This is a genomic window from Parendozoicomonas sp. 209JJ7-1 (assembly GCF_058147085.1).
Genome location: NZ_JBYVJU010000019.1, coordinates 1 through 22,584, shown reverse-complemented (window position 1 = coordinate 22,584; position 22,584 = coordinate 1). Strand labels below are relative to the sequence as shown.

The following is a 22,584-nucleotide window of genomic DNA, read 5'->3' as shown; positions in this document are numbered from 1 at the left end:
TCATGCTCCTCTAAACCAGCACCATATTATCCCGGTGAACCAGCTCTGGCTCACCGGCAAAACCAAGAATCAAGGCCATTTGATGACTGGGCTGCCCCAGCACCTTTCCAACATCCGGAGAGGAATAATTGACCAGCCCACGGGCCACCTCCCTGCCGGAATCATCCACACAGGCCACCATTTCCCCACGCTGGAAATGCCCTTCGACTTTACGGACACCTACGGGCAGCAAACTGGAACCACTTTTCTGCAGCGCCCGCACAGCGCCGGCATCCAGCACCAGACGGCCTTTCATCTGCAAATGACCCGCCAGCCAGCGCTTGCGGGCCAGGGTACGCTCCTCATCGGGCAGCAGCAGGGTTCCCAAAGTCTCCTCAGCATGCAGACGCTCAATTACGCCATCGATAGCCCCGCCAACAATCACGGTGGAAGCACCGGAACGGGCTGCCAGACGGGCCGCCCGCAGCTTGGTAAACATACCACCACGTCCCAGGCTGCCTTTTCCTTCACTGGCCATATCATCCAGTGAAGGATCAGAAGCCTGACGCTCATCAATCAAGGTGGCATCGGGGTTTGTACGGGGGTCGGCGGTAAACAGGCCATCCTGGTCTGTCAGCAGCACCAGCACATCAGCGTCCACCAGGTTGGCCGCCAAGGCGCCAAGGGTATCGTTATCACCAAAACGAATTTCGTCGGTCACAACGGTATCGTTCTCATTGATAATGGGCACCACGCCCAGACCCAGCATGGTGGTCAGGGCGCTGCGGGCATTGAGGTAACGCTGGCGGTTAGATAAATCCGCATGGGTCAACAAAACCTGGGCGGTCTCCATATCATGCGCAGCAAAAGCACTCTGCCAGGTCTGGGCCAAACCCATCTGACCAACGGCAGCGGCAACCTGCAGCTCATGCATGGCCGACGGGCGGGCTTTCCAGCCCAGGCGGCTCATACCGGCGGCCACAGCACCGGAGGACACCAGCACCAGTTCAATACCCGCGGTCCGCAGGGCAGCCATCTGGGCCACCCAGTTGCGAATGCCGGTTTCATTCAGCCCGCGACCATTATCGGTCAACAGAGCACTGCCGATTTTCACCACCCAGCGCCGGCCTTTGGACAGACGGGCTCTTTCCGAAGATTTATCCTGAGAACTCAAACCCTTTCCCTCTCCCGATCAGGGCACGTAAAACACTTCTACATCGTGATCGTCATCATCATCGTCATCTTCCATCGCTGCCAGTTTTTCAGCCTGGCGACGGGCACGGCGGGCTTCCGCCAGCTCCTGAATACGAACCCGGGCTTCTTCTTCCATACGCTCCCGCTGCTCGGCTTCCGCCTCGGCAAAGCTCTCGTCCCGGGATTCCTGAAGATTGCGCTCTTCAATATACGTCATAATGTTCTGGCACAGCTTCATGGTGCCATCACTGCTGATTGCGGAAATATGGTAAACCGGCCCTTCCCAGTCCAACTCATCGACAATACTCTGACAGAGGGCTTCCCGCTCGTCTTCCGGAATCAGATCCAGCTTGTTCAGCACCAGCCAGCGCTCACGCTGGGCCAGAGCATCACTGAACTCTTCCAGCTCACGGATAATGGCTTTCGCTGATTCCACCGGATCACTCTCATCCACCGGTGCCACATCCACCAGGTGCAACAGAATACGGCAGCGAGCCAGATGCTTAAGGAAGCGAATCCCCAGGCCGGCACCTTCCGCGGCACCCTCAATCAGGCCGGGAATATCCGCCACCACAAAGCTGCGGTGTTTCTGCACACTCACCACACCCAGGTTCGGCACCAGGGTGGTAAAGGGATAATCCGCCACCTTGGGCTTGGCATGGGACACTGAGCGAATAAAGGTTGATTTACCGGCATTGGGCATGCCCAGCAGACCGACATCGGCAATGACCTTCAGCTCCAGCTTGATATTGCGAATCTCACCAGGTTTACCCGGAGTACAGACACGGGGGGCACGGTTAGTACTGGATTTAAAGCAGGTGTTACCAATACCGTTATGCCCCCCCTTGGCCACCAGCAGCTTCTGGCCAACCCTGGTCAGATCGCCAATCACTTCCTGGGTGTCTTCATCCACCACAGTTGTGCCCACAGGAACACGAAGAATTGTGTCTTCACCTTTAGCACCGCTGCAGTTGCCGCCACGGCCCTGTTCGCCGTTCTTGGCTTTGTAATGACGGGTGTAGCGGTAATCCACCAGAGTATTCAGGTCATTATCTGCAACCATATACAGGCTGCCGCCAACACCACCATTGCCACCATCAGGGCCGCCCTTGGGAATGTATTTCTCCCGGCGGAAACTGACGCAACCGTTACCGCCCTTGCCGGCTTCGACACGGATATGGGCTTCATCAACAAACTTCATCTCTACCTCCACGAGGAAGTTTTAAAACCCCCTTATAAACAGAAAAGCCCCGCAAGCGGGGCTTTTTTTTAAAGCTATGTGCCTTTAGGCCGCTTCGATGCGAACATACTTGCGATTTTTCGGGCCCTTCACTTCAAAAACAACCTTGCCGTCAGCCTTGGCGAACAGGGTATGATCCCTGCCAATACCAACGTTTTCACCTGCGTGGAATTTGGTGCCACGCTGACGAACCAGGATGTTACCAGCCAGAACGGCCTGACCACCGAAACGCTTAACGCCAAGACGTTTACTTTCCGAGTCGCGACCGTTACGAGTACTACCGCCAGCTTTTTTGTGAGCCATGAGTCAATCTCCCCTTAAGGAACCAAACAGTATCAGGCGCTGATGCCAGTGATCTTGATTTCAGTGAACCACTGACGGTGGCCCATCTGCTTGCGGTGGTGCTTCCGGCGACGGAACTTAACGATAGTTACCTTCTTGCCACGACCATGAGCAACGACTTCAGCGTTAACCTTGGCACCTTCAACAACAGGAACACCAATCTTGACGTCTTCACCGTTAGCAACCATCAGCACTTCGTCGAAGTTGATGGTTTCGCCGGTAGCAAGTTCCAGTTTCTCGACCTTCAGGGTTTCACCCTCGGTCACACGGTACTGCTTGCCACCAGTTTTAATAACTGCGTACATTTTTCTCTCCGAAAATCCTGGCCTTTTTGTCAAAGGCATCCGCTAGTGCGGAGTTTTCTGTTAACCGACTGTATTCCTGTTGATAGCACCCATGGCCGGAACCTTCAGGGTCTGGGGATACCTGCCCCTTGTACCCGACCATAACAAAATGGCAACTATCAGGACTTTCAGAACGGGCCGCATATTGTAGAGAATGCAAGCCCATGAAACAAGCCATCCGCCCCCCTCATACTCCTGCCCAAGGGGATAAGTCACCATAAATCCGTACCCTGGCTCCCTCGATAGGGGATTTCCTTGACACCCCTGTGACCACCCCATACGATTCGCCCGAAGTTAGTGATTTCGCCCAACTCGCCAATAAGTACACTCAATAATGCCCCAGAACGACGCTGTCCGACGTATCTACGATACGGTCAAAAAGGATTTCCAAGCCGTAAACGTATGCATTATGGATCAACTGCACTCAGACGTCGCGCTGGTTGAAAAGATCGGCCACTATATTATCGACGCCGGGGGCAAGCGTCTGCGCCCCCTGCTGGTACTGCTAAGTGCCGGCGCCTGTGGCTACTCACTGGACAGTGGGAACAGGAAACAGATCCCTCTGGCTGCCATTATTGAGTTCCTCCATACTGCGACCCTGCTACATGACGATGTTGTGGACTCTTCAGACCTGCGTCGTGGCCGCGATACAGCCAATGCCAAGTGGGGCAATGCCCCCAGCATTCTGGTGGGAGACTTCCTTTATTCCCGCGCTTTCCAGATGATGGTGGATATCGGTGATATGGGCGTTATGTCTGTGCTGGCCAACGCCACCAACGTAATTGCGGAGGGCGAAGTCATGCAGCTGATGAATATTCGGGACCCGAATCTCAGCGAAGAGCGTTATATGGAAGTGATTCGCTGCAAAACCGCCATGCTGTTTGAAGCCTCAACCCATACCGCTGCTCTGCTGGCCAAAGCATCAGAAGAGCAAACCGAAGCCCTGCAGGTTTACGGTAACCATCTGGGGTTGGCCTTCCAGCTGGTTGATGACCTGCTGGACTACACCGGCGACAGCGAGACCATGGGCAAAAATGTCGGCGATGATCTGGCGGAAGGCAAAGCCACCCTGCCGCTTATTTATACAATGGCAAACGGAACCAAAGAGCAGACTGCACTGGTTCGCACAGCCATCCGCAAAGGTGGCCTGAATGTCATTGATGACGTAATGGCGGCCGTTAAAGATTCCGGTGCCCTTGATTACACTTCAAAACGTGCCAGAGAAGAAGCAGACAAGGCCATTACCGTTGCCCAGATTCTGCCCGACTCCGCTCACCGTCAGGCACTGATTGATCTGGCTGAATACTCTGTGACCCGCCTGTCCTGACTCTTATTTTGCGCGAAATACCACATTATGCAATGAATGAAAACAATAGAATAGATAAAAAACTAATCAAGATCACAGGCCAGAGGGTAGGTGGCATATGGCCCCTGTGAATTTTTTATAACTGTCAGTTCAGGGTAGTCCTTTGCAAGAGACTCCCAGTCTTCTCGCGACTCTTTCATGCGTTTAGGCACAGGGGTTTTTCTCCTGACATCAAAAACAGTCTGAGAAATATTGAGCTCCGGGTCAGCATAAATATGTCTTCCGCTTTGATCGAAGATGAGTGCATCCACTGCAACAGAGCGGCATGCACTATCCGAGCACCCCATCAGAACTATATCCTTCAAATCCTTTGGCACAAGAACATCGTCCAGTTTCACTTCCATGTCTGAACCTTTCGGTAAGTGCCCGTGCTCAGTCAGAACATCAGTAAAAATTTCAGTATAGTTATTAATTTCATAACCCCGGGTAAACAAAATTCTGGCGGTATCTATTTTCTTGAGCCACTTTCCAACAGATGACAGAGGTGGCTCCTCTCCTATGGGAGCAGGCTTGGCATTAACATTAATAAACTGCACATGAGGGTTGTCATGAAAAGCTTCAATCAGGTGCACTTGGGCCTGAAGCATTCGCTGATTAATCTCGCTGTTTTCATAAAGGCCGGGAGGGTATCGAAGCATATTGATTGTCATAATGGCGACATTTTTTCCGTCTGCAATCAACCCTCTGATGACCTCAGCCATTTTCTCCCAAGACGCATAAGAACAAGACGAAAAACCCAGAAAAACCACAAGAGCAATAGAAGAAAAAAACCTCATATCAATTAACTCAGAGGCTAAGTGATAAGGCATACATAGTAGCTGGTGTGTAAAAGAGCCAGATAACAGCACCTATAGGGGACACATAAAAAAAGGCACCAAGCTCACTGGCACCTGTTGTACTGAATAAAGACCCGCCGCGTTCAGGAAGTCATGGAATCAATAAACTGCTTCACCCCATCAAAGAAGCTGCGTTTCTTCGGTGAGTGCCTGTCATCGTTTTTATCGAAAGTGCCCTGTAGCTCCTTGAGAAGCTTTTTCTGGTGCTCAGTCAGCTTCACAGGCGTTTCCACAACCACCTTGCAGATCAGGTCACCCTGGCTGCTACAGGTCGCACAACGAACCCTTCCACTCTTGCATAACGCTTTACTTTCTATACGACAGACCGCATCAAAGTCACACAAAAAGCGTCAGGATAAAAAATTCGTGAAATACTAAGAATTCCACGCTACCAACTCCCGGCGAGGTCGTTATAATGTCGCGCCTCGAGTTCCTCCGCTCGCGTCTCTCTGTCAGTTAAAACGGGTTGCTGCCTCTTGATTATCTTCACCGTCACCAACACTGTTACCAACCAGGTTTATGTCGGCTCCACCCGCAATGACCTGGATGTCCAATGGGAAAAAATGTTGGCTGCTGCCGAACAGAATCTTGATTACCCGCTGTACTGTGATATTCGCATCAACGGCGAAGATTCCTTTACCCGGGAAATCTATGATATGGCTGAAAGCCGTGCCGAGCTTGCAGAGCTCGAGCAGGATGCCATTCAGACCCTGAACGCCATCAGCCTGCGCGGCCATAAAACCAGTACCGTTGTTATTAAAAAGAAAAAACCGGTACGCCGTCGTAAATCCGATAGCGAAAAAGAGCTGCTGTCTCTACTGGATGGTTTTGCCTCTGACAACGATGTTGATGATGACTCCATTATCGACACGCCAACCTCTTCCCCCCAGAGTAAACCGGAAGAGTCAACTGAAAAGAACGAGAAAAGGGGTGAAAAAGGCCAGGTTATCAAGGCAGAGTCCAGGCCTCAGACCGCCGTTCCCAAGCCAGCGACACCGAAGCCTGCCGATAAGACCACCACGAAAATCCATGCAGCTGCCGCAGCCAACGCCAATCTGACTGCTGCTACAAAAGAGGAAAAACAAAAAAGCATTGAGAAGGTCACTTCCTATGATCGTAAACGAGCTTCCCGCACAACCGGTACTGTCAAACTGGAACTGAGCATTGATGACACTATTAATGCCCAGCTGGCCGCCATCACAGCAGCTGTTGATGGTGTCCTTGCCGGCGATGCAGATGCTGCCAGCCAGCTGGAAGCCCAACCCCACCAGGTAAAACAGCCTGCTAAAGAGCAAAAGGCAGCATCCAAAGCCAACAGCACTCACAACACAAGCCTGTCGGAGCTGGGTGAAGTCAAACCAACCCTCAGTGAAGTATCCCGAGCTATTTCAGGAAAAGAGCTCCGTATTATGAAAGCCGTTGAGCGTCACCGGCAGGCCCGTGCCAACCGCACCAGCGATATTATTAATGCTGAGAAAGTCCGTATTCAGAAGCTTCTTAGTGAATTGAACAACCGGGTGTCCGCTATGCCGGTACAAACCCAGCCCAACTACCACTAATCAGCCCTGCCTTTTCTATATTGTCAGGCTGCCAGATATTACTCTTCAGCCTGATAGTTCAGTCCCTTCCTTTAACCCGCAATATCCAATCCCGGTCTAAGCTGTAATAACTGCCAGAGAAAAAGGGTTCAGCTATGGAACCGGGTATGGATGCTCCGCTGACTTCTACAGAAAAGATAAAATGCGCACTAAAAGAGCTTGGGCGACTCAACGCCCAAATGGTTAAGCTTGAAGAAAACCTGGCCAGACAGAATGCCCGCTGCCAGAAAGTCGTTTCCGATATGAAACAGCTTCAAGAGTCACTCCCGGCTCGCAAGCCCCGGCAAATATAAATCTCCCCTCAATTTAAAAAAGCGAGCTTTATTCTTGAAGCCCGCTTTTTTCTGTTCACCCGACATGTCTTTTAACGACTACACCATCTAACGACTACACCATCCCCATTTGATAATGATCTACCGCGCTCCAGGTATGAGTTGCAACTGGAACAAAATCTTTGAAACCATTCATGGTTTCGCTGACACTTTTATAGATACAGTCCCTTAGCCAACGGTGGGAACGATTGGCATTCCAGTATTCCGGCCAAACCATTCGACAGTCCACTTCCGGGGCATAATCCGGCACCTGACGCAAAACCAGTCTCTCATCTATCAAATGCTTAAAGGACCAGTGCAAACAAATATAGTCACTGTTCGCCAGAATTGATCTGGCCGAAGTCATACTGGGGCTGATCAACCTGGGAGAGATTCCCCAGCGATCAAGAAAATCCTGAATCTGGGGAGCCATCATACAACCGGATGTCAGCATCAGGAACGGGAACTCTTTCAGCTCCTCCATGGTAAATACCCGGTCCGCCAGGGGATGATCTTTACCCATCAGGCAAGCCACCCGATAGCGGAAAAATTCCTGACTGCGCAACCCCAAAGGTGGTATACCGGCATACCCCAGAGCCAGATCAACCTCTCCGCTATGGAGCTTGTCAATCACATGTTCATTCAGCAGCTCAATCTCAAATGTGAAGTTCGGTGCCTGCCGGTGCAGATCACATATCGCATCCGAGAAAATATTTTCTACCGAGCCGTAGTTTCCGGCCAGACGAAAATGCCTGTGGGTGGTCGCAGGATCAAAAGTGGCATTTTCAAAAATAGTGGCGGCTTCTATAACCAGCCGGTTAATTCGAGGCTGAATATGAGTAGCCATTTCAGAAAGGGTTGTGCGATTTCCGGTACGGACTAATAAAGGATCGCACAGGCTCTCCCGCAGTTGAGCCAGGTTCCTGCTCATGGTTGGCTGGGTTACACACAACAGTTTTGCAGCCTCTGTCACACTGCGGGTATCAAGTAACGCCTTAAGGCTTGGGAGCAGGTTCAGGTTCAGACGATTCAAACTTATGGTGTCGTCTGTTGGGGGCATTCGACCACCCATTGCGTCCCTGTGTGCAGTTTTCATAAAAAATTCCGTCATCGTACATCAATATGGCGTATACCCTCATTCTATTCATCAATAAGGACACCGTACTATCCGTATAAGTATCAGTTCTACGCATAGTGACACTCTCCCAAATGATGTGAGCATATAAACATGTAGGTGAATAATCCGGAATCAGGCGCACAAGCTGAAGTTATGACTTTCGAATCCACCCTGAAACTGCCCCAAAAAACCTCTGATGATAATGCCTCCCACAGTGTGTTCACTGACCCCTGTACGCCAACGGACAATAAATTTCCCCGTCAGGCAGGCACTTTCTTCAGCGGCCACTATCTTACACGATCAGATAACAGAAAATCCTCATTACCGGAGGTACCTGTATGGCCGAGAACCACCAACAAAAGAACACTCTGGCGGACAGAATGATTAATGACCTGGGGGCCGCAGCTGTCGCCCCCCTGGTCGTTTTAGGAGATAAACTGGGCTTTTACAAAACCCTGGCGGAGCATGGCCCTCTCACCAGTCATGTTCTCGCCCAAAGAACCGACACCACAGAGCGGTATGTCCGCGAGTGGTGCGCGGCCCAAGCTGGTTCCGGGTATATCAGCTATCATCCGGAAAGTGCCATGTTCAGCCTGAGCGATGAACAGGAAGCCGTGTTTGCCGATGAGAACAGCCCGACCTGCATGATCGGTGCATTTCAGAATATCAGTGTTCTCTCGTCTGATACCGACAGAGCTGAACAGACTTTTAAAACCGGTGACGGCATTCCCTGGAACGAGCACAGTAACTGCCTGTTTTGTGGAACGGCAAAATTTTTGCGGAACTGCTATTCAGGGCACCTTGTGCAGGAATGGCTGCCAGCCCTTGATGGGGTTGTCGGGAAGCTGAACCGGGGAGCAAAAGTCGCTGACGTTGGCTGTGGCTATGGTTATTCCACATTGATAATGGCCAGAGCTTTCCCCCGCTCATCCTTTACCGGTTTTGATATGCATGCCCCATCCATACAGGAAGCGGGTCGTCTGGTAGAGAAATCCGGGCTTTGTAATGTTCGCTTCAATATTGCCAGCGCCAAAGATGTACCCGACAAAGGTTATGACCTGATCACCTTCTTTGACTGTCTCCATGATATGGGTGACCCGGTGGGTGCCGCAGCCCACGCCCTTAATGCTCTTAAGACTGATGGCACCATGATGATTGTTGAACCCCAGGCCGGAGATTTTCTGGAAAATAATCTAACCCCGGTTAGCCGGTTGTTTTATTGTTTTTCCACTCTGGTGTGCACACCTGCATCCTTAAGCCAGGAAGTGGGCCTGGGGCTGGGGGCTCAGGCGGGAGAAAAGCGATTGAAGGATGTGGTGATGGAAGCCGGCTTCACACGCTTTAAACGGGTTACGGAAACACCATTTAATATGATTTTTGAAGCCCGGCCTTAATTGAATCTGAGAAACAAAACGGGCGCAGTCAGCAAATACTGACTGCGCCCGTTTAATAACACAGTTGATTATGCAGAAGACGTACGCATAGTCACGAACTCTTCAGCCGCTGTCGGGTGAATACCGATAGTGCTGTCGAAGATCTTCTTGGTAGCACCGGCCTTCAGGGCCACGGCCAGCCCCTGCAGAATCTCACCGGCTTCAGCACCCACCATATGACAGCCCAGAACCCTGTCGGTATCACCATCCACTACCAGTTTCATAAAGGTTTTTTCCTGGCGACCGCTCAGGGTGTGCTTCATATGACGGAAACGGGATTTGAAGATCACCACATTGCCGTACTGTTCACGGGCCTGTTCTTCTGTCAGGCCAACAGTACCAATATTGGGCTGGCTGAATACCGCTGAGGCAATATACTCATAATCCATATTCACAGGTTCTTTATCACCATACAGATGATTCACCAGAGCCATTCCTTCGGAAAGAGCCACAGGTGTCAGCTGTAAGCGGTCAATCACATCACCCAGGGCATAGACGCTGGGTACGGATGTCTGAAAGTTATCGTTCACTTTAATCGCGCCATTGCCGGCCATTTCCACACCCAGCTCTTCCAGGCCCAGATTGCCGGTATTGGGTACACGTCCAGTGGCGTACAGAATAGTGTCACAACTTTCGGTGGAACCATCCGCCCAGACAATAGTCAGTGAACCGTCACGCTCCTTTTCTACCTTCTCTAGAGTACTGTTAAAGCGCAGATCAACACCCTTGGCCTTCATCTCATCCCGCAGGGTTTCCCGAAGATCATTATCAAAACCACGGAGGAACAGATCACGGCGATAGGAGAGAACAGTCTCCGCCCCCAGACCCTGGAAAATACCGGCGAATTCCACAGCTATATAACCGCCACCCACAACAACGACTTTCCTGGGAAAGGTTTCTAGATAGAAAGCTTCATCAGAAGTGATCACATGCTCACGTCCGGGAAATTCAGGTACAAATGGTTTCGCACCGGGCACCACCAGAATACGCTCAGCACTGTATTGCTTGCCTTCAACCTCAATGGTGTTGGCATCCACCAGTTTGGCGTAGCCGTTAATCAGATCCACGTCGGCATTTTTCAGCAGGTTGTCGTAAATGCCGTTCAGGCGCTCAATCTCTTTGGTTTTGTTATCCCGCAGAGTGGGCCAGTCAAAGCTGGTGCCTTCTACAGTCCAGCCATAGCCACGGGCATCTTCAAAATCTTCAGCAAAGTGGGCACCGTAAACAAACAGCTTTTTGGGTACACAACCAATATTGACGCAGGTTCCACCCAGAAAACGACCTTCCGCAACAGCTACCTTTGCACCTGTTGCCGCAGCCATACGGCTGGCACGCACGCCACCGGAACCAGCTCCGATCACAAAAAGGTCGAAATCAAAATCACTCATTCTTTTTCCCCCGGATATTAATCTGATTTACCAATGACAGTATGTTTCCCCTCTGGCTGCAATCATACTCTTTTGTAACCCCAAGGTGTGTCTGTCGGCAGAGTAAATATTCATCGCCTATATATTACTGTCCCGAAGCCAGTATGGATTCTCTCCCTTGAAATCCGCTTACACAGCCCTTGCTGCCCTGCTGATATCAGGAATCTGGGTAACAGCCGGGTTTGCGGAATATTCCACCGTATTATGTGTGGGAGCAAGAACACTTCCAGAGGCCAGGCGACTACTGGCATCCGACAGTCATACTGTCTCATACACACATATTATTTCAGATGCCAAAAGTCTGAAAAGGGCGCAAACCGAAGAAGGTAACAATGAAAAAAACAGGCGCTGGCAAAAAGTGCTGCTGGTATTTCTCGGCGGGTTGTCCGATTACCTTCCTCCGGATAACCCTCTGTGGTTAAGAACCCTGAGCCAGTGCAAAACCCTCTCCTGCCTGAAAGCGGCACTGCCGCTGAAATCCGGGTTGTATCTGCAGTGCGGGGTAGCCAGCTTTTCCGGCTACAGTGGTCTGAAATACTGGCTGGAGCAACAACAGTTGAACACGTCCCCCTACAGCCTGCTCTACCGGGATGAACGTCTGGGTTATATCCGCTTTGATGGGCAGCATTCAGTGGCTTTCAGCCCCCACGGACGTAAAGATGCCGCCCAGGGTATTCGGAAACTGGGGCTGGAATACGACACACAGAACATCTGGCTGGGGGATACCCGTCAGTCAGACGCACCTGTAATGGTTCCCTCAACCGCGCTGGAAAGCTACCTGTCTGAAGAGCAGAAAATGCAGAAGGACATTACTCACAGGGATCATCGCCTGCATACATTTTCGACAGGAAAAGCAGCAGAAATTTTAAACTCCGGCCAACAGTTTTCTGTTCCTGATTGCATGGCCCCTGTCGTCAGCCATGTACTAACCGGTATGCTGCTTGGATTTGTCGGACACTGGATTATGCCGCCGGCCAGTCGCCGCCATCTTTTCCTCAAGTTAATTGTGAATCGCAGCCTGTTTACCCACACCCTTGCCGGTGGTGTTCTTTCCGGGATAGCTGGCTACTACAGCTGGCAGCTTTTAAAGTCCCTGGATGAAGCGGCTCCCGAATGGGGCGCGGTCACTATGGCAGGCTGGAGGTTAACAACCAACACCGTTTCCGCATTGGGAAATTCCCTTATTTCACAGTCTGTTGCCCTTGGCGAAAAACTGTTTTTACCCACCACACCTGAACAATCCGTAAGCACTGCCACAAACTGAACAGCGCATCAGATTATAAAAACCTGTAAAACCAAGTGGTATAACAACAGATACCATTATATATACGACTTCTATACACTCTCTTTCTATGCACTCTCTTAGTTACAGAATTGTGAATCCGGCACCCACCGGGAATCTTTTGGCTCGCTTAGAAACTCTCTCACTATGATGGAAAAAATATTCAAACTAAAAGAAAACGGCACGGACGTCCGAACAGAAGTTATCGCAGGTATAACCACGTTCCTGACCATGGCGTACATTATTTTTGTTAACCCCAGCCTGTTGTCCGCTGCCGGGATGGACCATGGGGCGGTGTTTGTAGCCACCTGTCTGGCGGCCGCTATCGGCTGTTTTATTATGGGACTTTACGCTAACTATCCGGTAGCCCTGGCCCCGGGTATGGGTTTGAATGCCTTCTTTGCCTTTACCGTTGTTGGCCAGATGGGTTACAGCTGGCAGGTTGGCCTGGGCGCGGTATTCCTGTCCGGTATCTGCTTCTTCCTGATGAGCGTGTTCCGCATCAGGGAATGGATTATCAACAGCATCCCCCTCTCCCTGCGGGGTGGTATTGGCGCGGGTATCGGCCTGTTCCTGGGGTTCCTCGGCCTGCAGAACGCCGGTATTGTTGTGGATAACCCTGCCACCATGGTGGCCCTGGGTGATATGACCAGCTGGGGCCCGATGATGGCCAGTCTCGGCTTTGTTATTATTGCCGCGCTCTACTACCGCGGCATTACCGGCTCGGTGATGATCGGTATTCTCTCCGTTGCCCTGATCAGCATTGCCGCCGGTAAAGTGGAGCTGAACGGAATCACTTCCATGCCCCCCAGCCTGGCCCCCACCTTTATGGAACTGGACCTGGCCGGCGCTCTGGATGTGGGCCTGATCACCATCGTGTTCTCCTTCCTTTTTGTGGATATGTTCGACACCTCGGGCACTATGATTGCCGTCGCCCAGAAAGGTAAACTGCTGAACGAAGATGGTTCTCTGCCCCGTATCGGCAAGGCCCTGATGGCTGACAGTACCGCCACAGTTGCAGGCTCCATGCTGGGTACTTCCACAACCACCAGTTATATAGAGAGTGGCGCGGGTATCGCCGTTGGTGGTCGTACCGGCCTGACTGCGGTTGTTGTCGGCGTACTGTTCCTCTGTGCCCTGTTCTTCTCTCCCCTGGCCGCGGCTATTCCCGCTTACGCTACAGCACCGGCACTGATTTTTGTGGCTGTGCTGATGACCCACAGTCTGGCGACCATCAACTGGGATGACATCACCGATGTAGCCCCTGTTGGTGTCGCGGCCCTGACCATGCCCCTGGCTTACTCCGTTGCCAGCGGCATTACCCTGGGTATTCTGTCCTGGACTGCTATTAAACTGCTCTCCGGTCGCCATAAAGAGATCAGCCCGGCAATGATCGTTCTGTCCGTTCTGTTCGCTATCAAATTTATGATTGTCTAAGAGTACACGACCCCTGGCAGTCATGGTTTAACCAGAGATTCCAATAATATTTCTGGATGAACCATGGCTGGCTTTTCCAACCTCCAGCACCTTCTTCCCGCCATGCCTTTCGCCCGGATGCCCGCCCATGATTGTTTCCGCCTTTGCCGGAGGGGTATCCATGTTCTCCGAAGGAGTGAGCAACTATTTCCTGTCAGGGAATACAGAGTAAACCGGTAACACGAACATACAAAATCCCCAGAACTCACGGCTCTCAACGACAATCCTTACGGTATAATGTTCTTTTCATGATTTTTCAGACTTGAGTGCAGTTTTGAATCCGGAGATTGATCACAATATTCCGTTCAGCGAACGGGATTACACAACGTCTTATCAGTTCAAGCTGACCTACCTGCACCCGAAGCACTGGCCGCTATGGCTTCTGCTGTTCATGCTGTTCCTGATTGGGTGCCTGCCATTCCCCTGGGTACTGGCCCTCGGGCGCTTTATTGGCCGACAGTTTCTCAAACTGGGCGGCTCCCGGGTTGCCGTGACCAAACGCAATCTGGAGCTTTGTTTCCCTGAGAAAACAGAAAAAGAACGTCAGCAGCTTCTGATGAAAAATTTTGAGGCGATTGGCATTGCCCTGCTGGAACCCGGTGTCGCATGGTTCTCATCCCGCAAGCGCATCAAAAGAATTACCCGCTTCATGGGCTGGTCCCAGACACTGAAGTGTATCGACAGCGGCAGGGGCGTACTGATTACCTGCCTGCATATGACCTGTGTGGAAATGGCCTGCCGTATTGCCGGCGAACGTTTTGCCTTTAATATCCTGTACCGGGTACACGACAACCCTGTTTACGAATATATCAGTGGCGTCTGCCGGAATCGCTATCGTCACAAAAGCCGTTTTATTCCCCGTAAACAGGTGAAAGACCTGCTCTACTTCCTCAATCAGGGAGAAATTGGCATTATTCTGCCTGACCAGGATCTGGGCCGTCGACGCAGTTATTTTCTTCCATTTTTTGGCATTCCTGCCGCGACCATTCCCAGCACCTCAGACTTCGCCAAACTGTCAGAGTCCATAGTAGTTACCGGTAACTATTACATTGGCGAAGATAATCGTTATGTGGTGGAATTCTCAGACCCCCTGGAGAATTTCCCTTCAGACGATAACAAAGCCGATACTCTGCGCATCAATCAGCTGGCCGAAGGGTTTATTCGCCGTCACCCCGAACAGTACCTGTGGCAGCACCGTCGCTTTAAAACCCGGCCTGAGGGTGAACCTTCCCTGTACGGTAAAAAACAGAAGAAAAAGAAGAAGAAAAAGAAGCCATAAAACCTCACTGGTTTCAGATCCTGCCCCCTGGCTTTTAGAATCGCGCTCTGGAAGTCAGGCTCTCCCATAGAAGGAAGCCGTCTACTTTTCCTCCGCAGCAACGCTTATAACACCTCCCCTCATCTATACTTCCATACTCCTGTATCGGTCTAACGCAAGGTTGAACATGTTATTTATGCTTTTAAAAAAGGCTGTGCTGTATTGCTGGACCAACTGCAACGGCACATCGCCCGTATATCTGGTACTGCCACTGCTGCTTTTCTGTTTGAAGGCTGAAGGGGGATATGTCTGTATCGTCAATCGTGCAAGTGTTGTTGCAGCCGGCTCAATTTTCGATACATCACCAAAAACAGCCGGAACAGATAGTGCTCTGTCCGGGATTAGCTCTACCAAAGCAGCCTGCGGAGGCAGGGCCGGTATGTCATTTAAATTTCACCCTTACCACGGAATTGCAAACTTTGCGACTTGTCGAAGTTCAAATGGATTTGACAGTGACGGAAACATCCATGTGGGGACAGATGACCTGATAACCATCAACGTACATGGTACTGAACTTGTGAGCTGGTGTGACTATACGCGCGAAGAAGCCGGTTTAAGCGGGATGCTGGATAATTGTATAAAAGAAAAATTAAACGCAGAGGCCGACAAAGATTGCTGGTTAAATATAGATGCGTCCTTTCCTGATACAAGTTGCGGACCACTGCACACATGCACTTGGGGCTATATCAATTACAATGTGGATAAAAAAGCCTACCCCTTAAGCAAAACGTGCTCAATTGACAATATTAATAATATGCTGGCTCCCTGTTCTTCAGGTTACACCTGTCCATGTCATTAACAACACTTATGGTTGCACTCCATGAACTTCTGTCAAGATAATATCCGTCTATGGTCCTATAACATGGTGTTTTTCTGTTCTCTCTTCCTGTTACCCGTTAAAGGGCATAGCAATGAAGGGTTACAGAATGACGAATTGCAGGAGATGGGAAAAGTTACTATTTTTGTATCCCAAAAGCCAGATCGTTCCTTTCCTGAAACACGGGCCCATACAGTAACAGTAACGCTAACGCCTGTTTCAGGTAAAAATACAAAAGCAACCACAGTTAATATTGCCCGGGACGATAAAAAAGATATTACACTGCCCTCCGGTGAATATAATATCACAGTCAGTTGTATCCCCGGTTTTGATGACTCCTATATTTACGATGGCTGGGATAAGGTGCGCGTGACTGCTGGAATACTACCAGGAGGGCAACCCCATAAAACAGTATTGGAGTTACCTTTTTTGCATACCATTAACCCGAAGCCCGGTAACGGCAGCGCAGCACAGTGTCTGATTGCCCGGTTATCTATGCATTTTACTAATGGATTTTGTGGCAATAATGCAACATTAACCTACGAGGGACAGACCAGACATATATCCTTCGGGCCTTTTTCACCGGGTATATGGCGATTTACCTGGAATAAGATTCCCTTAGACAAGATGCAGGACATTCTGATAAGCGACCAGGCAACCTGTGGCTGCACTTTAGGGTACGGGGCACTTTGTCAGGGTTAGACATTAGCCGTTCAGTTCTACTTTTCAGACAGCTTCTGACTCTCGGCTTGTGACTGGACATTCCACCCCACAAAGGTCAATCTTCCAGATTTGCGTCAGAAAATAAAATGTCTATGAACGTCACAATACCCTCTGCCTGTCTGGATGATATCAACTGGAACAACTGGCAGGCAAAAGATCCTGCCACTCTTGTTTTTGTTATTAAAAATGATCGGATTCTGCTTATTCGCAAAAAACGCGGACTGGGCGAAGGCAAAATCAACGGTCCGGGAGGCAAGCTGGAATCGGGAGAAACACCTGAACAGTGTGCCATACGGGAAGTACAGGAAGAGCTGCATATCACCCCCGGACCACTTAATTATCATGGAGAAAATCTGTTCCAGTTTACCGATGGTTACTCCGTGCATGTACATGTGTACTCTACAAGCGAATACCGGGGAGAACCTACAGAAACCGATGAAGCCGTTCCCCTGTGGTTCCCCTTGGACCAGATTCCCTATAAAGAAATGTGGGCTGATGATAAACTCTGGCTGCCTCTGGTACTGGCGGGAAAACAGTTTTCTGGCCGTTACCTTTTTGATGGTGACACAATGCTTGATTATCAGATAAAAGAAAAAAACTGAATTTTTCTTTGCTCCCTCTTGATATGAAAGATTCCATCCCCATATAAGTTCTTGAAGGCGATTGCTTATAAAAGGATCGCTCTACACGACCTGTCTTCGGAAGGTCATAGTTAAAACATATTGCTCAATTGAGGATATGCACATGCGTACTATCGATTTCGACCTGTCTCCCCTGTATCGCTCCGCCATCGGTTTTGACCGTATTGCCAATATGCTGGAAAACATCAACACCTCCGGCAACCAGAATGGCTACCCGCCCTACAATATTGAACTAATGAGCGAGAACAGCTACCGCATCACCATGGCTGCCGCCGGTTTTCAGGAAAGCGAACTGGATATCGAAAGTCAGGAAAACATGCTGACGGTAAAAGGAAAAAAAGCGGAAGGCAAAACTGAGCGTCAGTACCTTTACCAGGGTATCGCGGAACGTAATTTTGAACGCCGCTTCCAATTAGCCGACTATGTTCGTGTAACTGGCGCTACCATGGAAAATGGCCTGCTCCACATTGATCTTGAGCGGGAAGTTCCCGAAGCAATGAAGCCCCGTAAAATCAATATCAGCACTGGCAAGCTGATCGAAAACGAATCAGCCTGATAAGTACCTGGACATCAGAATGATCTTTGAAAATCAGTGCTCTTTGTCAAAAAAGAGCACTGATTGGTAAGCTGTTACTTATTGTCAGCCATCAGCTTACGTTCTTTCTCCATCAGGAATTCCGCCACCTTAAACATCTCGGCATTACTGCCTGCATCCCTGGCGGAAGTCCGGTACTTACCATTAATAATCAGAGCCGGCACAGAAACCAGCTTTGCACCACGCACTACAGCGTTAGCCTGACGCATCTGGTTGCGTACGCCAAAAGACTTGAATGCCTTATCAAAAGCCTCCTCGGACACACCATAATCAGCCACAAACGCCACCATATCCTTACGGTTATTCAAGCGACGGCCCTGCTTGTGAATAGAATTGAATACATCGTCATGAACAGATGGCGCCAGTTTCAGGGCATCAATAGTGAAATAAAGCTGTCCATGGGTTTTCCATTCACCACTGAACAGTGCAGGAACCTTACGGAATGAAGAGTACTCCGGCAGAGTTTTCTTCCAGGCTTCTATGGCAGGTTCCAGCGAAAAACAGTGGGGGCAGCCATACCAGAAAGCTTCAGCAATCTCGACTTTGTCTTTACTTTTAGTGGGAACCGGATTATCTAGTAAAAAATAGTGCTTACCTTCCTGGTAGTTGTCAGCCGCAAAAGCAGCCATCGGCATAACAAGTGCCAAAAGGAAAATAGCTTTTATAGTTTTTAACACAAATGTCACTCCAGTCTCGCTCCAAGAAAAACCGTATTGTGTCAGAAATGACCGGAAGCTCCCAGAGCAACGGGGTGAAAAGCAGCCCCCTTATGACAAAGAATTTATGAGGGAAAAGCTCAAATCATTTGATAATACTTCAGCAGAAAAATACCCAGACTACTGGTAAACACCGTACCTACGGTTGTAATGGCGATAATATTTGCCGCCAGTATTCCCTTACCCGCTATAGCTTTTGCCATCACAAAGCTTGCCGCGGCTGTTGGGCTGGCAAACAGCACAAACAGAACTCCAAGCACCTTACCCTGATATCCCCAGAAAACAGCGGCTACTGTGACAACAAGTGGCAGCAGAAGTATTTTATAGAGCACTGCACCAAATGATTCTAAGCTGGCCTGCTGCATGGCTGTTAAACTGACCGTAGCGCCCACACTGAGCAACGCCAGGGGCAAGGCGATACTGGCAAGATAGCCCGCAACGTTATACACCAGCTCAGGCACGGGCAGCTTAACCAGATTCACTGCCATGCTGATCATAATGGCCAGGATCAAAGGGTTTGAAAAAATACTGCGAAGAAGGGTTTTCACAGTGAGTTTTGATGCACCTGAACCAGAAGCATAAAATTCCAGAACAACGATGGACAATATGTTGTAACAAATCACGATAAAAGAGATCAGCAGAGACGCTATACCAAGCCCTTCCGGCCCATACATACTGCTGGCGAACGCCAGCCCGGTAATCGCCAGGTTACCCCTGAAAGCCCCTTGGGCAAATATGCCCCGATCACTGCGTTCTTTAACAATAAAAATAGCCAGCAACCAGGCACAGAAAAAACTGAATAAAGTCGCCAGTAAAGAGAAAAGAACGAGATCCGGCTGAAAGCCAGAGTTCAAATCCAACCGGCTCAGACTGCTGAAAAGCAGTGCTGGCATGCTGATATTAAACACCAGCCTTGAGGCTACGCCGACAAACTCCTCATTAATAAACCCGGTTCGCTTCAGTACCCCCCCGAGAAAAACCATCATAAAAACGGGCAGGGTAATATTTGCGGTATAAAGCAGGGTTTCCAGCATATGATCTCATCTGACGGCGATGACGGCGCGGCACTATAGCACTGATAGCGCCTCTCCGTCCTGCCGGGCATCAAAAACGCAATGGCAGACCTGCTGTGACAGTGAAAGCATTTGTCCCCAAAAAGATAAAATCCACATCAAGATACCGCGCCGAAAATCCTATGGACGGAAGAATAACGGGCGCGATTCCATAACGGTTAAAGGGAATCTTATTCCTGTACTCGTCTTTGTAACCATGAAGCAGCCCTAAATCCACCTTGCAGCGCAATCCCTTAATCAGGTTGTCAAAATGAAATTCTTTTCCCCAGTAAGCAAACTGGGAATCCTGATTGAATGAATTTTTGAAGAAGGCTATCCCCCAGAAAGAATGTCCTGACTGCCTCTCAAGCCCAATAAGATTTTGATGGTTATTATGTTCCCGACAGGGCTTCCAGTGTCTTGTGTAAAGACTGGTACTCAACAGATATTTCACATCATACTCTCCCCCTCCTGGCCCCTCAGCCAGCACTAAATATGGCATAAACATCAGTACGGTAAGAGAACAGACGCTGTACAAAGGGGCAAGTAACAGCAGCACATAACCTCCATCTGGTACAGGGTTAATATCAGGAAAACTGCAAGATCACCCGGCCCAAATAAATTACGCCTGGATATAGCAATGCATCAGGTATTTACCCTGAGCACCAGCTTCATGGCGAATAGAAAATGGGAACAGTATCCAGCCATAACGCCGAGCCGGAGGACATGGATTCAGTCCAGAATAAGGTATGATATCCTGCCCCAGTCCTGAGATTTCCTGAACTTGTCTTGCCTCAGACGAGGAATAGCCCGGAAAAAACGATCATAGCGAATTTATAATTGGACATCGGAGCAGTATCGATAAACATCTATTTGAGTCCGTTGAAAGAACGGGGGAGAATAATCCCCCCATCATCAGTACTACGAGCTTTTAAGCAATTAACAGGGCTGGAATGATCTAATCTGCACAATTACAAATTTATAATTGCCCCACAGTTTTGACGGCGAGGCACTTGCACTTAGGATATAAATTTTCAACAGCAATGCCCATCTGCACAACAGTGCCTGCTATTACACTCAGAACTGCCGTGACAATAGCATCCGGTGGCGTGCTGACAATCCGATGTGCATTCACTTGAAAAAGTACCGATATGAAATTTAGAGCTATGACAACAGTTTGAACATGGGGGCGCTCCATTGTAATCACACTTTGCCCCATCCGGAAGACAGGTATCAAGCAATAGCTGAGTATCGCTCCCATAATCTGCGTCGTCAGTGACTGTGACTGTTTCCGTCACATTTCTGTACTCTCCCACACAAGCATGACTAAGCAGAAGAAAAGGAACTGTAGCTAAACAGGTTATAAGCTGCTTCCACATAACATTCCTCCGTAAAGCAGAACCGGAGACACAAGCTTAGATTGTTTTTATTCTTCTGCACCTTCGGAACAGGCAGCGATGATGCTTCATTGCCGTGCATGATGCACAAATGCCGTGAAAGGCAGGATGCCTGGGAACGGCGCACTGCTGAGCGTCTGCAGATATAGAATACAGATCAATTCAGGTAACTCTGAAATTACAGTGAACAGCGCCCAGAACAATAAGGCCGGAAACAACACCGATAACCATCTGTCCCAGCGTTGGAACAAGAGCTGCCAGAACCGTACCTGAAACTCCCCAGCCTGCCACAGGCTATGCATAAACCCTTTCCCCTGTTCATGATGAAACAAATTTTCTATCACTTTCTCCGCCCCTTCAAAGCAGAGATACAGCCCGCCCAGTAAAAGCAAAGGTACAATCAGCCAGGGAATAAAGGCACTAATCAGAAGCGCCAGCGGCACAAGAATCAGCTTATTTATGAAAGAGCCTTTCGCCACCGCCCAGACAACGGCAGTTCGCGTTCTGCGCTGACACCAGTCACTTGCTGTGCATTCAGCGCCAGGTCATCACCAAGAACCCCCGCGGTCTTCTTAGCCGCGACTTTATCAGTCATTAATAACTCGTTCCCAGACTCTGCGTGGGAACGAGAGTGAAAGTTGCTCAGCTTATAGATAATTCTGCCTGCGGTTTTTAAGCCGTTACACGGCAGGCAAGCTATTATCCTAGATTCAGCAGTTGGATGCGGATTTTCTGGAAAACCTCAGAGCGGCCAACTGCTGAATCTAGGATTATACGAGTTATGTCATTAGCGTTGGCTTTTGACAGCCATGCATTTATCTCGCGTTATTTTCAAAAAAAGAAGGAGTCCTGTGGTGAAAAAGAGATACTTGATCGCTGCTTCTCTGGCCTTATCGTCAGCCGCAATCGTTTGTTACGGTGGCCAGTGTGACCAGGATGCTGCCGAGATGAATGGGATGATTAAGAAAAGAGGGGGCCAAATGAGTGTCGGTTTTTCCTGTGCCTATATCACGGGTGTCTTCACTCCGGTGTTTGATAAAGAGTGCTTCGCAAACTGCGATACTTATGCGGCAGGCGTCGTTGATTGCCAGTGGCAAGCGGGTAACTGGGGAGACACCCTTTGGTGTGTTCCCGAAAGTTCATGAGGATAACTCGTTCCCATGCTCCAGTTTGGGAACGAGAGTTAAGGCGTAACTACTCATTTTTCGTAGGCAGAAGTGCATATTTCATGAACAGCATCCCTGATATTACTGGGCTGTAGCCAACCGGCCTAAAAATTCTGAGAAGTTGCGTTAAGGCTGCTTTCAGTCAGTGATTCAGGTGGTTCTGCCAGACAATTCCTATAGCCAAAAAAGAATAAAACCCCGGCAGGTATTCCTG

At 49.7% G+C, this 22,584-nt stretch carries 24 protein-coding genes and 1 pseudogene; 12 read left to right on the top strand and 13 right to left on the bottom strand.

Features of this window, described 5'->3' with window-relative positions; all coding sequences use genetic code 11:
- Positions 1–10: 10 nt before the first annotated feature.
- The 4 genes from proB to rplU form a co-directional block, all read right to left on the bottom strand.
- Entirely contained in the window at positions 11–1,153 is a 1,143-nt protein-coding gene (gene proB, locus ACY2RQ_RS16825) for a glutamate 5-kinase (protein WP_490114157.1), read from the bottom strand.
- Between the two features lie 18 nt (positions 1,154–1,171).
- Positions 1,172–2,374: an Obg family GTPase CgtA gene (gene cgtA / locus ACY2RQ_RS16820; RefSeq protein ID WP_490114156.1), complete on the bottom strand. Its 1,203-nt coding sequence runs from the start codon at positions 2,372–2,374 to the stop codon at positions 1,172–1,174.
- 84 nt (positions 2,375–2,458) lie between these two features.
- The gene (rpmA, locus tag ACY2RQ_RS16815) at positions 2,459–2,716 is read right to left on the bottom strand and encodes a 50S ribosomal protein L27 (protein ID WP_490114155.1); all 258 of its coding nucleotides are present in this window, start codon (positions 2,714–2,716) and stop codon (positions 2,459–2,461) included.
- Between the two features lie 32 nt (positions 2,717–2,748).
- Positions 2,749–3,060 carry a 50S ribosomal protein L21 gene (gene rplU / locus ACY2RQ_RS16810; RefSeq protein WP_490114154.1) on the bottom strand — a complete coding sequence of 104 codons (312 nt, stop codon included), beginning with the start codon at positions 3,058–3,060 and terminating at the stop codon, positions 2,749–2,751.
- 373 nt (positions 3,061–3,433) lie between these two features.
- Here rplU and ispB point away from each other — a divergent pair, with 373 nt between their 5' ends.
- Positions 3,434–4,426 (top strand): octaprenyl diphosphate synthase, encoded by a 993-nt coding sequence (gene ispB / locus ACY2RQ_RS16805; RefSeq protein ID WP_490114153.1) that lies wholly within the window; start codon positions 3,434–3,436, stop codon positions 4,424–4,426.
- A gap of 62 nt (positions 4,427–4,488) precedes the next feature.
- Here the strand turns inward: ispB and ACY2RQ_RS16800 are convergent, their stop codons facing one another.
- Positions 4,489–5,313, bottom strand: a complete 825-nt coding sequence (locus ACY2RQ_RS16800; RefSeq protein ID WP_490114152.1) for a hypothetical protein — start codon at positions 5,311–5,313, stop codon at positions 4,489–4,491.
- Between the two features lie 71 nt (positions 5,314–5,384).
- A complete protein-coding gene (locus tag ACY2RQ_RS16795) occupies positions 5,385–5,522 on the bottom strand; it encodes a hypothetical protein (RefSeq protein ID WP_490114151.1) in 138 nt (45 codons plus the stop codon).
- 255 nt (positions 5,523–5,777) lie between these two features.
- Between ACY2RQ_RS16795 and ACY2RQ_RS16790 the strand changes: the two genes are divergently transcribed.
- Positions 5,778–6,860 carry a hypothetical protein gene (locus tag ACY2RQ_RS16790; RefSeq protein WP_490114150.1) on the top strand — a complete coding sequence of 361 codons (1,083 nt, stop codon included), beginning with the start codon at positions 5,778–5,780 and terminating at the stop codon, positions 6,858–6,860.
- A 134-nt stretch (positions 6,861–6,994) separates the two neighbouring features.
- Positions 6,995–7,192 carry a hypothetical protein gene (locus ACY2RQ_RS16785; RefSeq protein WP_490114149.1) on the top strand — a complete coding sequence of 66 codons (198 nt, stop codon included), beginning with the start codon at positions 6,995–6,997 and terminating at the stop codon, positions 7,190–7,192.
- Between the two features lie 94 nt (positions 7,193–7,286).
- Here the strand turns inward: ACY2RQ_RS16785 and ACY2RQ_RS16780 are convergent, their stop codons facing one another.
- The gene (locus tag ACY2RQ_RS16780) at positions 7,287–8,306 is read right to left on the bottom strand and encodes a LysR family transcriptional regulator (protein ID WP_490114148.1); all 1,020 of its coding nucleotides are present in this window, start codon (positions 8,304–8,306) and stop codon (positions 7,287–7,289) included.
- Between the two features lie 359 nt (positions 8,307–8,665).
- Here ACY2RQ_RS16780 and ACY2RQ_RS16775 point away from each other — a divergent pair, with 359 nt between their 5' ends.
- On the top strand, positions 8,666–9,721 hold the full coding sequence (locus tag ACY2RQ_RS16775) for a class I SAM-dependent methyltransferase (RefSeq protein ID WP_490114147.1): 1,056 nt from the start codon (positions 8,666–8,668) through the stop codon (positions 9,719–9,721).
- Between the two features lie 68 nt (positions 9,722–9,789).
- Here ACY2RQ_RS16775 and gorA read toward each other — a convergent pair whose 3' ends face one another.
- Positions 9,790–11,148, bottom strand: coding sequence for a glutathione-disulfide reductase (gene gorA, locus ACY2RQ_RS16770; protein ID WP_490114146.1), 1,359 nt, complete (start codon positions 11,146–11,148; stop codon positions 9,790–9,792).
- Positions 11,149–11,305: 157 nt separating this feature from the next.
- Here gorA and ACY2RQ_RS16765 point away from each other — a divergent pair, with 157 nt between their 5' ends.
- Both ACY2RQ_RS16765 and ACY2RQ_RS16760 read left to right on the top strand, forming a co-directional pair.
- On the top strand, positions 11,306–12,451 hold the full coding sequence (locus tag ACY2RQ_RS16765) for a hypothetical protein (protein ID WP_490114145.1): 1,146 nt from the start codon (positions 11,306–11,308) through the stop codon (positions 12,449–12,451).
- Positions 12,452–12,616: 165 nt separating this feature from the next.
- Entirely contained in the window at positions 12,617–13,906 is a 1,290-nt protein-coding gene (locus tag ACY2RQ_RS16760; protein WP_490114144.1) for an NCS2 family permease, read from the top strand.
- Between the two features lie 27 nt (positions 13,907–13,933).
- On the opposite strand, the gene ACY2RQ_RS16755 is transcribed toward ACY2RQ_RS16760, so the two are convergent.
- A complete protein-coding gene (locus tag ACY2RQ_RS16755; protein WP_490114143.1) occupies positions 13,934–14,089 on the bottom strand; it encodes a hypothetical protein in 156 nt (51 codons plus the stop codon).
- Between the two features lie 118 nt (positions 14,090–14,207).
- On the opposite strand from ACY2RQ_RS16755, the gene lpxL reads away from it, so the two are divergent.
- The 5 genes from lpxL (at position 14,208) to ACY2RQ_RS16730 (ending at position 18,000) form a co-directional block, all read left to right on the top strand.
- Positions 14,208–15,224, top strand: coding sequence for an LpxL/LpxP family Kdo(2)-lipid IV(A) lauroyl/palmitoleoyl acyltransferase (gene lpxL / locus ACY2RQ_RS16750; protein WP_490114142.1), 1,017 nt, complete (start codon positions 14,208–14,210; stop codon positions 15,222–15,224).
- 166 nt (positions 15,225–15,390) lie between these two features.
- A complete protein-coding gene (locus ACY2RQ_RS16745; protein ID WP_490114141.1) occupies positions 15,391–16,062 on the top strand; it encodes a hypothetical protein in 672 nt (223 codons plus the stop codon).
- Positions 16,063–16,083: 21 nt separating this feature from the next.
- Positions 16,084–16,782: a hypothetical protein gene (locus ACY2RQ_RS16740; RefSeq protein ID WP_490114140.1), complete on the top strand. Its 699-nt coding sequence runs from the start codon at positions 16,084–16,086 to the stop codon at positions 16,780–16,782.
- Between the two features lie 113 nt (positions 16,783–16,895).
- On the top strand, positions 16,896–17,405 hold the full coding sequence (locus tag ACY2RQ_RS16735; protein WP_490114139.1) for an 8-oxo-dGTP diphosphatase: 510 nt from the start codon (positions 16,896–16,898) through the stop codon (positions 17,403–17,405).
- 142 nt (positions 17,406–17,547) lie between these two features.
- Positions 17,548–18,000, top strand: coding sequence for an Hsp20 family protein (locus tag ACY2RQ_RS16730; protein ID WP_490114138.1), 453 nt, complete (start codon positions 17,548–17,550; stop codon positions 17,998–18,000).
- Between the two features lie 74 nt (positions 18,001–18,074).
- Here ACY2RQ_RS16730 and ACY2RQ_RS16725 read toward each other — a convergent pair whose 3' ends face one another.
- The 4 genes and pseudogenes from ACY2RQ_RS16725 to ACY2RQ_RS16710 form a co-directional block, all read right to left on the bottom strand.
- Positions 18,075–18,716 (bottom strand): thiol:disulfide interchange protein DsbA/DsbL, encoded by a 642-nt coding sequence (locus tag ACY2RQ_RS16725; protein WP_490114137.1) that lies wholly within the window; start codon positions 18,714–18,716, stop codon positions 18,075–18,077.
- 119 nt (positions 18,717–18,835) lie between these two features.
- Entirely contained in the window at positions 18,836–19,789 is a 954-nt protein-coding gene (locus tag ACY2RQ_RS16720) for an AEC family transporter (protein WP_490114136.1), read from the bottom strand.
- A gap of 70 nt (positions 19,790–19,859) precedes the next feature.
- Complete coding sequence (locus tag ACY2RQ_RS16715) at positions 19,860–20,366, bottom strand: hypothetical protein (RefSeq protein ID WP_490114135.1); 507 nt, start codon at positions 20,364–20,366, stop codon at positions 19,860–19,862.
- Positions 20,367–21,527: 1,161 nt separating this feature from the next.
- Positions 21,528–21,850: pseudogene (locus ACY2RQ_RS16710) on the bottom strand (DUF808 family protein); the annotation flags it as partial.
- Between the two features lie 208 nt (positions 21,851–22,058).
- Between ACY2RQ_RS16710 and ACY2RQ_RS16705 the strand changes: the two are divergent.
- Positions 22,059–22,349, top strand: a complete 291-nt coding sequence (locus ACY2RQ_RS16705) for a hypothetical protein (RefSeq protein WP_490114134.1) — start codon at positions 22,059–22,061, stop codon at positions 22,347–22,349.
- The last annotated feature ends 235 nt before the right edge of the window (positions 22,350–22,584 follow it).